The organism is Aeromonas rivuli (assembly GCF_020149575.1).
GTDB classification, from domain to species: Bacteria; Pseudomonadota; Gammaproteobacteria; order Enterobacterales; family Aeromonadaceae; genus Aeromonas; species Aeromonas rivuli.
Genome location: NZ_CP079742.1, coordinates 3,583,718 through 3,597,512, shown reverse-complemented (window position 1 = coordinate 3,597,512; position 13,795 = coordinate 3,583,718). Strand labels below are relative to the sequence as shown.

13 protein-coding genes are annotated in these 13,795 nt (G+C 62.0%); 6 read left to right on the top strand and 7 right to left on the bottom strand.

What is annotated here, in order from left to right:
- Positions 1–46 precede the first annotated feature (46 nt).
- Positions 47–1,255 carry an MFS transporter gene (locus tag KYK33_RS16525; protein WP_224431216.1) on the top strand — a complete coding sequence of 403 codons (1,209 nt, stop codon included), beginning with the start codon at positions 47–49 and terminating at the stop codon, positions 1,253–1,255.
- A gap of 82 nt (positions 1,256–1,337) precedes the next feature.
- Here KYK33_RS16525 and purD read toward each other — a convergent pair whose 3' ends face one another.
- Both purD and purH read right to left on the bottom strand, forming a co-directional pair.
- On the bottom strand, positions 1,338–2,627 hold the full coding sequence (purD, locus tag KYK33_RS16520; RefSeq protein ID WP_224431215.1) for a phosphoribosylamine--glycine ligase: 1,290 nt from the start codon (positions 2,625–2,627) through the stop codon (positions 1,338–1,340).
- Positions 2,628–2,699: 72 nt separating this feature from the next.
- Entirely contained in the window at positions 2,700–4,292 is a 1,593-nt protein-coding gene (gene purH, locus KYK33_RS16515) for a bifunctional phosphoribosylaminoimidazolecarboxamide formyltransferase/IMP cyclohydrolase (protein ID WP_224431214.1), read from the bottom strand.
- A 465-nt stretch (positions 4,293–4,757) separates the two neighbouring features.
- On the opposite strand from purH, the gene zntR reads away from it, so the two are divergent.
- On the top strand, positions 4,758–5,192 hold the full coding sequence (gene zntR / locus KYK33_RS16510; protein WP_224431213.1) for a Zn(2+)-responsive transcriptional regulator: 435 nt from the start codon (positions 4,758–4,760) through the stop codon (positions 5,190–5,192).
- Positions 5,193–5,337: 145 nt separating this feature from the next.
- On the top strand, positions 5,338–5,577 hold the full coding sequence (locus tag KYK33_RS16505) for an alternative ribosome-rescue factor A (protein WP_042043004.1): 240 nt from the start codon (positions 5,338–5,340) through the stop codon (positions 5,575–5,577).
- A gap of 91 nt (positions 5,578–5,668) precedes the next feature.
- Here KYK33_RS16505 and hemW read toward each other — a convergent pair whose 3' ends face one another.
- The 3 genes from hemW to KYK33_RS16490 form a co-directional block, all read right to left on the bottom strand.
- The gene (hemW, locus tag KYK33_RS16500; RefSeq protein ID WP_042043005.1) at positions 5,669–6,814 is read right to left on the bottom strand and encodes a radical SAM family heme chaperone HemW; all 1,146 of its coding nucleotides are present in this window, start codon (positions 6,812–6,814) and stop codon (positions 5,669–5,671) included.
- A gap of 144 nt (positions 6,815–6,958) precedes the next feature.
- Positions 6,959–7,552, bottom strand: coding sequence for an RdgB/HAM1 family non-canonical purine NTP pyrophosphatase (gene rdgB, locus KYK33_RS16495; RefSeq protein ID WP_042043006.1), 594 nt, complete (start codon positions 7,550–7,552; stop codon positions 6,959–6,961).
- Between the two features lie 200 nt (positions 7,553–7,752).
- A complete protein-coding gene (locus KYK33_RS16490; RefSeq protein ID WP_224431212.1) occupies positions 7,753–8,472 on the bottom strand; it encodes a metallophosphoesterase in 720 nt (239 codons plus the stop codon).
- Between the two features lie 193 nt (positions 8,473–8,665).
- Between KYK33_RS16490 and KYK33_RS16485 the strand changes: the two genes are divergently transcribed.
- Both KYK33_RS16485 and KYK33_RS16480 read left to right on the top strand, forming a co-directional pair.
- Positions 8,666–9,832, top strand: a complete 1,167-nt coding sequence (locus KYK33_RS16485; RefSeq protein ID WP_224431211.1) for a multidrug effflux MFS transporter — start codon at positions 8,666–8,668, stop codon at positions 9,830–9,832.
- 398 nt (positions 9,833–10,230) lie between these two features.
- Positions 10,231–10,494, top strand: coding sequence for a hypothetical protein (locus KYK33_RS16480; RefSeq protein WP_224431210.1), 264 nt, complete (start codon positions 10,231–10,233; stop codon positions 10,492–10,494).
- Between the two features lie 80 nt (positions 10,495–10,574).
- Here the strand turns inward: KYK33_RS16480 and KYK33_RS16475 are convergent, their stop codons facing one another.
- Together KYK33_RS16475 and KYK33_RS16470 are read right to left on the bottom strand one after the other, a co-directional pair.
- Positions 10,575–11,135, bottom strand: a complete 561-nt coding sequence (locus KYK33_RS16475; protein ID WP_042043009.1) for a GNAT family N-acetyltransferase — start codon at positions 11,133–11,135, stop codon at positions 10,575–10,577.
- Positions 11,135–11,689 (bottom strand): GNAT family N-acetyltransferase, encoded by a 555-nt coding sequence (locus tag KYK33_RS16470; protein WP_224431209.1) that lies wholly within the window; start codon positions 11,687–11,689, stop codon positions 11,135–11,137. The genes KYK33_RS16475 and KYK33_RS16470 overlap by 1 nt, the downstream gene beginning before the upstream one ends.
- Before the next feature lie 326 nt (positions 11,690–12,015).
- Between KYK33_RS16470 and KYK33_RS16465 the strand changes: the two genes are divergently transcribed.
- Positions 12,016–13,785: a M4 family metallopeptidase gene (locus KYK33_RS16465; RefSeq protein WP_224431208.1), complete on the top strand. Its 1,770-nt coding sequence runs from the start codon at positions 12,016–12,018 to the stop codon at positions 13,783–13,785.
- Positions 13,786–13,795 lie beyond the last annotated feature (10 nt).

Below are 13,795 nucleotides of genomic sequence, written 5' to 3'. Positions count from 1 at the left end.
ATGGGCAGCCGAGGCTCTTTGCTTTGGTGGCTCCTGCAGCCTGGGGGTGGTTGCCTTTTCTTCGCAACGCTTTATCCTGCCGGACAACGAAGTCGAGCCGGGGTGGGACATGCAGGTCAATGGAGAGGGCGCAGTCCTGGCTGCCGATCGAGAGTCCAAGCGAGCCGCCCTCGTGCTGGCGCTCTGCCTGCCCGGGGATACCCTGCTCTATCTGTTGCTGCCCATGCATGCCGAGTTGTTTGGCATCAGCTTGCTGGAGGCGGGCATCCTGCTGGCAGCCAACAGGCTGATCCGCATTCTGGGCTATGGCAACGTGGTGCGTTTCTATGGCCAGCGGGGAGACAGGTTCTGCTGCACCCTGGCCGCCTTGAGTGCCCTGCTCTGCGCCCTTGGTTACACCCTGCTCTCAGGTTTCTGGGCCCTGCTTGGACTCAGATTGCTGTGGGGGCTGAGTTTTGCCACCTTCAATCTCTCCACTCAATCTCTGGCGACCAGCGAAATGCAGGGGGCGGCGCGACGCAGTGGTCGCTCCCGGGCGCTCATCTCGGCAGGCCCGGCCCTGGCCCTGCCTCTGGGAGCCTGGTTGGCGCAATGCTATGGCCCCAGGCCCGTCTTCTTGCTGATGGCCCTTGCCGCCCTGATTGGCCTTGTCTGGGCCCGGGGTCTGCCCGAGCGCCCTCACCCCTTGACGCTCGATGGCAAACGACGGCTGCGTGCCCCGGACAGCATGGCGGTCTGGTCCTTTATCGAGGGGCTGACCCTGGATGGTCTCTTCATCTTTGGTCTCTCCCTGCTGGCCCAATCCCAGCTGAGTGGCGGCGCTATTCTGGTGGTCGGCTGTCTGATGGCGGTGCGTTACCTGAGCGAGATAGCATTCAGCCCGCTGGGAGGGCATCTCGCCGAGCGATGGGGCGCCCTGCCCCTGCTGGTAGGCAGCTCGCTGCTGGCTTCCTTTGCGCTGTTGTTGTTTGGCCTGGACTGGTTTGTGGTCGGTGCCGGCCTGGTCTTGTTGCTGCGGGCGGTGCAACTGCCTCTGGTGGCCACCATAGTGGCGGCCCGTTATCCACAGCAGCGGATCCAGGCCCTGGCCAGCAACGCGGTCTGGCGTGACATGGGCGCAGGACTGGGCCCCTTGCTCGCCGGTTGGCTGGTACCCATGCTGCCCGGAGCCTGGCTTTATGGCGGCGCGGCCCTGGCCCTGGCGCTCAGTGCGCTGGCCTGTCTGAACCGGGGAAAAACCCCGAGGCGGCATTGATCCTGCGGGAATGCAGCGCAATAAAAAGGGCCCCGAGGGGCCCTTTTTATTGGCGGGTGCGCGATTGCCCACACCTAGGGATTCACTTCCCTTGCTCGCGCTCTATGGCGCGCCAGCCGATGTCCCGGCGGCAGAAGACCCCTTGCCACTTGACCCGATCGGCCAGCTGGTAGGCGCGGGCCTGAGCCTCGGCCACCGTCTGACCCAGCGCCGTGGCGCAGAGTACCCGGCCACCGCTGGTGACCACGCTATCGCCTGCAAAGCGGGTGCCGCCGTGGAACAGTTTCTCACCGGCGCACTCTTCGCTCGGCAACCCGCTGATGGGCAAGTCCCTGGCGTAGTCACCGGGATAGCCGCCAGCGGCCAGCACCACACCGATGGCCGCGCGGGTATCATAACGGGCCTCTTTACCCTCCAGCTCCCCATGGCAGGCGGCCAGGCAGAGCTCAACCAGGTCGGACTGCATGCGCAGCATGATGGGTTGGGTCTCGGGGTCGCCGAAGCGGCAGTTGAACTCGATCACCTTGGGATTGCCCTGGGGGTCAATCATCAGGCCCGCATAGAGGAAGCCTGAGTAGCGATTGCCTTCTGCGGCCATGCCACGCACGGTCGGCATGATCACCTGCTCCATGGCACGCTGGTGCACGAGATCCGTGACCACGGGGGCGGGGGAATAAGCCCCCATGCCACCGGTGTTGGGGCCGGTGTCCTTGTCGCCGACCCGCTTGTGATCCTGACTGGTGGCCATGGGCAGCACCTGCTCACCATCGACCATGACGATGAAGCTGGCCTCTTCACCGGTGAGGAACTCCTCGATCACCACCCGGGCGCCAGCGTCACCGAAGGCATTGCCGGAGAGCATGTCCTGCACCGCGTCTTCGGCCTCTTGCAGGGTCATGGCCACTATCACCCCTTTGCCGGCAGCCAGGCCATCGGCCTTGATGACGATAGGAGCGCCCTGGGCGCGCAGATACGCGAGGGCGGGTTCCACTTCGGTGAAGTTCTGGTAGGCGGCAGTCGGGATCTGGTGACGAGCCAGGAAGTCCTTGGTGAAGGCCTTGGAGCCTTCGAGCTGGGCGGCGGCAGCGGTCGGGCCGAAGATGGTCTGACCCTCGGCACGAAATGCATCCACCACCCCCTTCACCAGGGGGGCCTCCGGACCCACTATGGTCAGCCCAATCTGCTGCTCCTTGGCAAAGGCCAGCAAGGCGGGGATGTCGGTGGCCTCGATGGCGACGTTCTCGATACCGGGCTCAAGCTGGGTGCCGGCATTGCCCGGCGCCACGAACACCTGAGTGACCCGCGGGGACTGTTTGGCCTTCCAGGCCAGGGCGTGTTCACGACCGCCGTTACCAATTATCAATACTTTCATCGTCTGGGCTCTCCCATAGGAATAACGATTACGGATCTGAAGAGGGCTGCCTGGGCAGCCCTCAATGAATGATCAGTGGCGGAAGTGGCGCATGCCGGTGAACACCATGCACATGCCATGTTCGTCGGCGGCGGCTATCACCTCGTTGTCGCGCATGGAACCACCCGGCTGAATGACGCAGGCGATGCCGGCGGCGGCGGCGGCATCGATGCCATCGCGGAACGGGAAGAAGGCATCGGAAGCCATGACGGACCCCGCCACCACCAGCCCTTCATCCTCGGCCTTGATGCCAGCTATCTTGGCGGAGTAGACCCGGCTCATCTGGCCTGCACCGACCCCTATGGTCTGGCCAGCTTTGGCGTAGACGATGGCGTTGGATTTGACGAACTTGGCCACCTTCCAGCAGAACAGCAGGTCTTTGAGCTCAGCCTCGGTCGGCTGGCGCTTGCTGACCACGGTCAGGTCAGCCAGGCTCACCATGCCATGGTCGCGCTCTTGCACCAGCAGGCCGCCGTTGACACGCTTGAGATCGAAACCCTGAGCGGCAGCGGCCCACTGGCCACACTCGAGCAGGCGCACATTCTGCTTGGCGGCCACGACGGAGCGGGCTTCCTCGCTGATGCTGGGGGCGATGATCACTTCCACAAACTGGCGGGCGACGATGGCGGCGGCGGTGGCGCCATCCAGCTCGCGGTTGAAGGCGATGATGCCCCCAAAGGCGGAGGTGGGATCGGTCTGGTAGGCGCGATCGTAGGCAGCGAACAGGTCGTCACCGATGGCGACGCCGCAGGGGTTGGCATGCTTGACGATGACGCAGGCGGGCTCCGGGAACTCCTTCACGCACTCCAGGGCCGCATCGGTATCGGCGATGTTGTTGTAGGAGAGTGCCTTGCCTTGCAGTTGAATGGCGCTGGCCACCGAACCGGGGGCGGCCTGCTCTTCGGCGTAGAAGGCGGCAGCCTGATGGCTGTTCTCGCCGTAGCGCATGTCCTGCTTCTTGATGAACTGAGCATTGAAGGTGCGCGGGAACTGGGACTCAGCGTCGCCCTCCTTGTTGTCGCCGTAGCTGGGCACCAGGGTACCGAAGTAGTTGGCAATCATGCCATCGTAGGCGGCGGTGTGCTCGAAGGCGGCAATGGCGAGATCGAAGCGGGTGGCGAGGGTCAGGCTGTTGTCGTTGCCATCCATCTCGGCGATCACCCGGCCATAGTCGGCGGCCTTGACGACGATGGTGACATCTTTGTGGTTCTTGGCGGCGGAGCGCACCATGGTCGGGCCACCGATGTCGATGTTTTCGACCGCATCGGCGAGGGTGCAACCGGGCTTGGCGACGGTGGCGGCGAAGGGATAGAGGTTGACGACAACCATGTCGATGGGGGAGATGCCGTGCTGGGCCATGATGGCCTCATCCTGGCCGCGACGGCCGAGCACGCCGCCATGCACCTTGGGATGCAGGGTCTTGACGCGGCCATCCATCATCTCGGGGAAGCCGGTATAGTCGGACACTTCAGTCACCGGCAGGCCAGCCTCGGCCAGCAGCTTGGCAGTACCGCCTGTCGAGAGCAGCGCCACACCACGCTCGTTGAGTGCCTTGGCAAATTCCAATATGCCGGTCTTGTCAGAAACACTCAGCAGTGCGCGGCGAATGGGCCTGGCTTGTTCCATCACTCTATCGTCCTCAGGGTGCGGGGACTTCCATGGCAGGCAGGCGATAAGCGCAAGATGACACAGAGCGTCCCCAAATAAATGGATGTGGGGGTATTTCGCAAATCACTCTTTGGGGCCATCTTGGCCAAGAGTGTTTTAGGAAATGCCCGCTTGGTGCGATGCTCTCTTGTGGGCGCGTATTCTACACAAAAATTGTGAGCCATGGTGGATTTTTTATTTCAGCAACCCCTTATGTGGCAAGGGGCTAAACGTTTTCCGGTGTCGAGATAGCAAACGTTTGTGATTTGAGTGGTTTAGGCCAGGAAGGGCAGTCTGTCGGGGCGCTGGCGTGGCTTTTCGGGCCTTGGCTGGCAATTGCGGGACAAAGGCGGGATAGTAGCGATATTTGGTGTCAAATGGCTTTTGCTTGCTGAGCCTGGCTCAAGGGCGCAGGCCGCTGATGGTTGGGTAGAAGGAGGATGAATGTACCGGATTGGAGAGTTGGCCAAGGCCTGCAAGGTCAAGGCGGATACCCTGAGGTTTTACGAGAAGAGTGGTCTGATAGCACCCAGCATCCGCAACGAGTCAGGCTATCGGCTCTACAGTGAGCAAGACAGACGGCGGCTGGAGTTTATCATCCGCGCCAAGTCGGTCGGCTTCTCCCTGGCGGAGATTGGTGAGCTGCTCGATCTTGATACCCACAAGGCCGAGGTGACCTGTCAGGAGGTCAAGGCGGTGGCCGATGCCAAACTCGCCCAGGTGGAGGAGAAAATCGCCGAGCTGATGCGTTTTCGCCGCAATCTCAGCGAGCTGTCGGAGATCTGCTGCGGGGGGGCCCGTTCCGCCGAGCATTGCGCCATCCTGGAGGTGCTCGAGTCCGGCGCCGCGGGTCAGCATGAACATCATGCCCACGATTGACGAAAAGGCCCAAGGAGTGGCGCCGCACACTGTTTGATGACAATATTGCCGGGTTTTTGAGCGGGCGCCCCCTTGCCTCCCTATGGCGATGAGGGAGGGCCAGGTTCACACTCGCGATCCCCAAGGGGTAATGAAGGAGCCAAAGATGGCCAAGAAGAGAGTAACACTGCTCAACGTGGAAACGGAGCAGTCAGGTGGCGGTGGGCACTATGCCCATCAGCGTGGCGAGATCAAAGATAACCACTTGCAGGCGCTGCTCGGGGATCCGCTGTTTCGGGCCCGGGTCGAGCAAAACAAGAAAGGCAAAGGCAGTTACCAGCGCAAGGCCAAATATGGCAAGCGGTGGGAGCCCGGCCAACAGCGGATGATGCGCGTCTGCTGCTGAGCGGGTTTCTACCGACGAATGGGATAAGACAAGGGCGCCGAGGCGCCCTTCTCTTTGGTGCTGACCAGATGGCATCAGCCCATCCCGGTGGCTACTCGTCCATAAAGAGTTCGAGCAACACATTGAGATAGCGGTGACCCAGCGCCGTCAGCTGCCAGTGATCCCCATGGTCATCGATCAGCTCCTTGCTGTGGGCGATGTCGAGCATGGTCTCAACCCGCTCAAGGGGCAGGCCGGTATAGGCCTCGAACTCCCACTTGGGCACGGGTTCGAACAGACGGAAGCGGTTCATGAAGTATTCGAGGGGCAGATCGGCCGCCTCGACCTGCCACTGGCTGTCGAGGTAGTCCCGCGCCGGATCAAGATACCCCTTGGGATGCTTGACCTTGGCACTGCGCAGCACTCTTTGCCCCACGAGATCGGTCACCTTGCCGTGGGCGCCACAGCCGATGCCCAGATAGTCGCCAAACCGCCAGTAGTTGAGATTGTGGTGGCACTGGTAACCCTCCTTGGCGTAAGCCGAGATCTCGTACTGGCGGTAACCCTGGGCGGTGAGCAGTGCATGGCCCCGTTCGTAGATGTCCCAGAGAATGTCGTCATCGGGCAGGGTCGGCGGCTTGGAGGCGAAGGCCGTGTTCGGCTCTATGGTGAGCTGATACCAGGAGAGATGCGGCGGCGCGCAGTCGATGGCCTGCTGCACGTCATAGAGGGCGTCGTCCAGGCTCTGATCCGGCAGGCCGTGCATCAAGTCCAGATTGAAGGTGGGCAGCGCGATGGCATGAGCCAGGGCGGCGGCCTTGCGGGCCTCCTCCGGGCCATGAATGCGGCCGAGACGGGTCAGCTTCTCCTGCTGGAAACTCTGCACCCCGATGGAGATGCGGTTGATGCCAGCCTGCTTGAAACCCGCGAATTTGTCCGCCTCGACGGTGCCCGGGTTGGCCTCCATGGTGATCTCGCAGTTTTCCATCAGCACAATCCGTGCCCGGACCCCGTCCAGCAAGGCGTGCATCGCCTCGACGGAGAGCAGGCTGGGGGTGCCGCCACCGATGAAGATGGAGTGCAGCGCCCGGCCCTGGGCCCACTTCAGCTCCCCATCCAGATCCTCGAGCAGGGCGGCCACATATTCCATGTGGGGCAGCTCACCCTTCTGGGCGTGGGAGTTGAAGTCGCAATAGGGGCACTTCTGGACGCACCAGGGCACATGAATATAGAGGGAGAGGGGCGGCAGTTGCAGCATGGGATTATCCAGGGATCCAGTGAGGGGCCTGAGCCCCAGTGTAAGACAGGGTGGGGGACAAGGGGGCGTTGGCAGTGCGAATGACGCGAGCCGGGCAATGAAACGGGGGCCTGGGCCCCCGTATCGACCATGACACAGCTGGCATCAGTGTGCGGCGAGGGCAGCTTTGAGCTTGGCGAGCGCCTGACCACGATGGCTGAGCTGGTTCTTGAGCTCGCTTGGCATCTGGGCGGCGGTGCAATCGTGATCCGGCACGAAGAAGACGGGGTCATAGCCAAAGCCGTGTTCACCACGGGGGGCATCAATGATGAGGCCCTCCCAGCTTGCCTGGCAGATGATGGGGGTCGGGTCATCGGCGTGGCGCATATAGACCAGCACGCACCAGAAGCGAGCGCTCTTGAGGTAGTCGGGGGCACCGTTGAGTTCCGCCAACAGCTTGTCCAGATTGGCTCTGTCGCTGGCTCCTGCCCCTGCGAAGCGGGCCGAGTAGACGCCGGGGCGTCCATGCAACAGATCCACTTCCAGGCCTGAGTCATCGGCCACGGCTGGCAAGCCGGTGAGGCGAGCGGCATGACGGGCCTTGATGATGGCGTTTTCGACGAAGGTGGTGCCGGTCTCATCGGCATCTGGCACGGCAAACTCGCTCTGGGGGATCACCTGGATCTTCATATCGGCCAACATGGCGGCCAATTCCTTGACCTTCTTCTGATTCCCTGTTGCCAGGACAAGCTTGTTCATCGTACACCTCCGCAAAAATAACCTGCGCATTCTACGGGCAGGACCTCGCCAGTCAAAGCGGCAATTACCGAGTTTGCGCCGCCTGGCTGCAAAGAAGGAGCAAGATGGGAGGGAGAGGGGGTAGGAAGTGGCGCCATGAGCGGATCACCTATGCCCGATGGGAGTCCAGGCAAGGGGCCGGGGGCCATCGAGGAGGTCAGCTACAGCGTCAGGGTATCGGGTTCTAGCAGGGTGAGCTCACCGCCATAGACGGCGCCGGTGTCTATCCAGCAGAGGTTGCCATGACGCAGCCAGCCATGCTCAAGCGGGGTATGGCCCATCACCACCAGACTGACATTGGCTATCCACTGTGGCGGCTGGTTGAGATCGCGCTGCAAACGTTGGAGGCGACTGCGCTCCCACAGCATGTCTCGCCGGTGGCGGGTCATAAAGGTCGCATCGAGCTTGGCCCAGTCATGGCTGACGGGATCGGCATGGACCAGGCCAATGCGCCGCCCCAGGGCCGTGGTGAGGGTCAGCGCCAGGGGCAATCGGGCCAACTGCGGCAGCCGCCCCCTTATCTTGTCTTGGGCGGCGGGGCTCAACTCATCAAACCAGTCGCCGCCATTGCGGCGCCAGCGAGCTCGCTCCTGGGCGTGGTGTCTGGCGCGACCATCACCGACTAGCCCCTCAGGGGTGAGGGCGTCGAGCAGCATGGCCTCATGGTTGCCGAGTACGGCATGAAACCAGGGCTGGTCGAGCAGGGCCAGACAACCTGGGCTATCCGGCCCTCGGTCGATGAGATCCCCCACGGAGCAGAGTCTGTCTCCTGCCGCCGGATCGAAGGCGAGCCGGGCCAGCGCCGCCTGCAGCTGCCCCAGGCAACCATGGAGATCGCCGACGATCAGGGTGCGACCCGGGACAGTGATATGGGGGGGCATGAGGCCTCCAGCAGGTTAAGGGGGCTTGGGTTACTATCGGTCAGCAGGGGGCGCTGGGCAAGGGGGATGTTTTTTCCTATTTGGAATAACACAAGTGAGTAAATACCATTTCTGTTCATTTCACTGAGCCAGTAGACTGCCGCCCCACTCTAGTTCAGCTTTGGCCTTTTTCTGGTCCGTATTGAGGTAAGTCATGCCCCTGATCCTGTTACTCGTGCTCCTGGTGTTGTTCAGCCCCCTGGCCATCGACATCTATCTGCCCGCAATCCCGCAGATGGCCGAGCAGTTGGGGGCCGAGGTGACCCTGATGCAGGGCACCATCACCTGGTTCCTGTTCAGCATGGGCTTGGGCCAACTGCTGGTGGGCCCGCTGGCCGATCGTTATGGTCGCAAGCCGATCGCCCTGTGTGGTGTCGTGCTCTATGGCCTGAGCGCCCTGGCCGCCGGCTTTGCCGCCAGCCTGGGTGAGTTGATGCTGGCCCGGGTGCTGCAAGGCTTCGGCGCCTGCGCTACGTCAGTTGCCGCCTTCTCCGTGGTGCGTGACAGCTATGGCCCCAAGAAGAGCGGCCAGATGATCTCCTACCTCAATGGCGCCATTTGTTTCATCCCGGCGCTGGCCCCTCTGCTCGGTGGCTGGCTGACGGCCCAGGCGGGTTGGTCTGCCAACTTCTGGTTCATGGCCGGTTATGCGGCCCTGGTGGGTGGCTGGCTGATGTGGCGCATGCCGGAAACCCGCCCCGATGAGACCCGCAGTGAGGGCACCCTGATCAGCTGGGCTCGTTACAGTCCGGTACTGCGCTCTCCCAGCTTCTTGTTCAATGCCAGCCTCTGCATGTTGGCGATGGCGGTGATCCTGGCCTATGTCACCGCGGCGCCTGTGCAGTTGATGGTCAAGCTGGGGCTGGACATGGATGGCTTCAGCCGCTGGTTTGCCGCCAATGCGGTGCTCAATATCGCGACCTGTTTCCTGGCACCCCGCTTCATCGCCTGGGTCGGGGCCAGACGTACCCTGCGCCTGGGGCTGCTGGTGATCTGCCTGTCTGCACTGATGCTGACCCTGGTGCAAGATGTCCAGCATCCTCTGGCCATGATGGGGCCGGTCTTCCTCTCCAGCATCGGCTTTGCCATGGTGTTGGGGGCCGCCGCCGGCATGGCACTGGCTCCCTTTGGTCACTGTGCTGGCACGGCCGCCGCCTTGCTTGGGCTCTTCCAGATGAGCGGAGCGGGTGCCCTGGTGGGTATCACAGGGGCGCTGGTTGCGGATCCCCTCAACCAGCTGGCGTTGCACATGTGGTTATTGTTGCCGCCTCTGCTGATGCTGCTGACCCGGCGTGGGCGTAGCCTCTGCGCCAGTGCCTGAGTGTGATGGTGGTGATATGCAAGACGGGGGCTCAGGCCCCCGTTTGCATAGCGGGTCCTCAAGGCGGATTTAGCCGCCACCCTGTCAGAAGCTGTCCGATCTCCAGACGTCACATGATGGGGTTGAGGGTAGTGAGAGAGAGGAGCCGGTCGACCTGAATGTGCATTAATCATTCACAAAATCGTTTTTTGTTGATGTTTTGTATCAAATAATCAAGGTTGTTTAGGTTTTTTCATCCAATGGGTGAGAAAATATCATTGTGATACTCGTTTCCATTAACCAGCGTTAGGGTTATATTTCGCGCGTCTCTTGGCTCCCTTATTCATCTCTGTACGAAGGGGGGCAAAGTGCTCTGTGATGGCAACGCTGCCATCTCTCCATTTTTTGAGGGTATGCACATGAACAAAGTACTGGTAGCCGGTATCCTGGGTCTGATGTTGACCGCCTGTGGTCAGAAAGAAGAAGCTGCTCCTGCTGCGACTCCTGCCGCTGACGTTGCTGCCACCGTAGAAAAAGCCGCCAGCGAAGCTAGCGCCACTGTTGAGCAAGCCGCTGACAAAGCCGGTGAAGTGACCAAGCAAGCTGCTGCCGATGCAGGCGCTGCCGTAGAAAAGGCCGCCGACAAGGTTGAAGCCGCCGTGAGCGATGCCAAAGCCAACTAAGCGTGCTTTGATTGAAGAGACGGGCCCGGGGATCATCCCCGGGCCCGTTTTTATTGCGGTTATCTGTGTGGGCATCGGGCTTAGCGCGGCGCCCAGGCCGGATTAAGCAGGGCGGTCAGCACATGATCCTCCCAGCGGCCGTTGATCATCAGGTAGTCGCGGGCATATCCCTCTCGCTCGAAGCCAAGTCGAGCCAGCAGGGCGGCGCTGCGCAGGTTGGCGGGCATGTGACTGGCCATGATGCGATGCAGCCCCAGCTCGCCGAACAGATAATCTATCCCCCCTTGCACCACTTCCTGCATCAGCCCCTGACCCTGATGGGCCTCATCCACCGAGTAGCCAAGATGGCAGGCCTGAAACATGCCTTGCACTATGTGGGTGAAGTTGCAGGTGGCGATGACCCGCTCACCACTGGCATCGAGTGCCACCAGGTTGACCGCCTGGCCTGCGAAGAACTGGCCGTAACTCTCTCGCAGCCGGGCAAACCAGCAACCCAGGGTATAGAAGTCAGGATCCCGTTTGGGCTCCCAGGGGGCCAGGTGCAGGCGATTTCGTTGATGGTAATCGAGCATCAGATCTGCCCGCTCCGGCGGCAATATGGTGAGCCGGGTACGAGGCGTCTCAAGATGAGGCAGCGCCATTACAGATCCCTCTGCTGTAGCCATTCATCCCGCAACAGGCCGTAGAGGGCGTGATCCACGACCCTGTCCCCCAACCGCTCGGCCCGGCGCACTATCCCCTCCTGGCGCATGCCGAGCCGCTCGCACACCGCCCGGCTGGCTTCATTGTCGAGGGCGGCGCTGATCTCTGCCTTCTCCATGCCCATCTCCTCGAAGGCATGATGAATGAGGGCCTGACAGGCGCGGCCTATGATGCCGTTGCCCTGCCAGCGCTCCGCCAGCCAATAGCCCAGGGTGACCTTGCCCAGGCTCTGATCGATCCGGTTGTAACCAATGACACCGACCAGTTCCCCCTGATACTCGATAGCCGTGGTGAGCGAGTCGCCACGGGCGAAGCCTTCGATGGCATGGCGGATGAAGGTGGCCGTGTCATCGCGGCGCTGGATGAACGGCACCCAGGGCAACCATTGGGAGAGGTACTCCCGGTTCTGCTGACAGAGCCCATAGAGCTCGGTCGCCATGTCGGGTTGCAAGAAAGTCAGTGCCAGTTCGTCATCCAGTTGCCAGGTGAACATAGGGTCGTCCCTCGGTGCGTCTCTGCCGTGCGTTATGGTGCCTGCCAATGTAGCCAATTGGCCTACAGAGTGCCATGGCGAGCGTGCCCTTACCCCTTGAGGATCTCTCGCCGCCAAAGATGGGGGGCAAGGGAGACATATCGCTCATTCGCTGGCAGGAAATGCTGTCTGCCCTCGCTCTTGCTGCCCATTGCTGGCCCTTCAGCAGATCCTGCTGCTCCTTTGTGCTGCGCTGTCAGTTCTGACAGGGCGCAATCTGCGACCGTCCCGCTAGCTTGGAGGCGCCGGGAGTGGCCCGGGATATCATCGACCTAAGGAAAGAAGAGATGAACAGAGTCTATTTGGCCGTTGCGCTGGCCTGTTGGGGTGGCGTCGCCCTGGCTGCCGATCAAGTCACCGTTGAGCAGGTTGCCGGTATGCAGGGCGCGCCGAGTGGCGCGGCGGGGGTGAGCGCACTGGCGGGTGAGGGGGAGTATCGTCAGGTCCGTGCCGTCACCCTGCCCAATGGTCAGCAACGGGTCCGCTATGAGCAGACCTGGCACGGCATCCCTGTCTGGGGTCAGGTGCTGGTGGCCGAGCAATCCCTCGGTGGCCAGATCAGCAAGCTGTCTGGTCAGATGCTTCGCCAGATCGATAACGATGTGGCGAGCCCGGCGGCGACACTCAGCCCGGCAGACGCGGCGGCCAAGGCGCGCGATGGCGCCAAGGGTAACAGTGAGCGGGTCAAGCTGTTCGTGGTGCAGGATGAGGCCGGGCAGGCCCGCCTGGTCTATCTGGTCTCCTGGCTGGCGGCGAGCGAGACACCGAGCCGTCCCTTCGTGATGGTCGATGCCCACACTGGCGCCGAACTCAAGCGCTGGGAGGGGATCAACCATCAGAACGCCAGTGGTCCGGGCGGCAACGCCAAGACCGGCAAGTACTTCTACGGCGCCGATTTCGGCCCTCTGATCGTCGATGCCAACTGCCGCATGAGCAGCACCAATGTCGATACCATCAACATGAATCACGCCACCTCGGGGGGCAGTGTGCATCAGTTCAGCTGCCCGGAAAACAGGGTCAAGGAGATCAACGGCGCCTTCTCCCCCCTCAATGATGCCCACTACTTCGGCAACGTGGTGTTCGACATGTACCGCAATTGGTACAACACGGCGCCGCTCAGCTTCAAGCTGAAGATGCGGGTTCACTATAGCCGCAACTATGAAAACGCCTTCTGGGACGGCAGCCAGATGACCTTTGGTGATGGTGCCACCACCTTCTATCCCCTGGTCAGCCTGGATGTGGCCGCTCACGAGGTGAGCCACGGCTTTACCGAACAGAACTCGGGGCTGGTCTATGCCAACCAGTCCGGCGGCATCAACGAGGCTTTCTCCGACATGGCGGGGGAGGCGGCCGAGCACTTCATGAAGGGCAGCAACGACTGGCTGGTGGGCGCGCAAATCTTCAAGGGCAACGGTTCCCTGCGCTACTTCGAGGATCCGACCCGGGATGGCAGCTCCATAGGTCACGCCAGTGACTATCGCAGCGGCATGGATGTGCACCACAGCTCCGGGGTCTACAACCGCGCCTTCTACCTGCTGGCAACCAGCAATGGCTGGAACACCCGCAAGGCGTTTGAGGTGTTCGTGCTGGCCAACCGCCTCTATTGGGGGCCCAACACCGATTACGATCAGGGCGCCTGTGGTGTGACCAAGGCGGCGACCGATCTGGGTTACAACCTGACCGACATCAGTCGTGCCTTCCAGACGGTCGGCGTCAATGCCAGCTGTGGTGGCACGCCACCCTCAGGGGGCAATGTGCTGCAAAACGGCGTGGCCCTGACCGGTTTGACGGGGGCTCAGGGGGGCAAACTCAACTACACCATCGAGGTCCCGGCCGGCAAGAGCACGCTGGTGGTCGCCAGCAGTGGTGGCAGCGGGGATGCGGATCTCTATGTGAAGTTTGGTACTGTGCCGACCAGTACCAGCTATGATTGCCGTCCCTACCAGAGCGGCAACACCGAGACCTGTACCCTCAATGCGCCCAAGGCGGGAACCTGGCATGTGCAGTTGAGCGGCTTCAGTGCCTTCTCCGGGGTGAGCCTCAAGGCAAGCTATTGATAGAGTGACA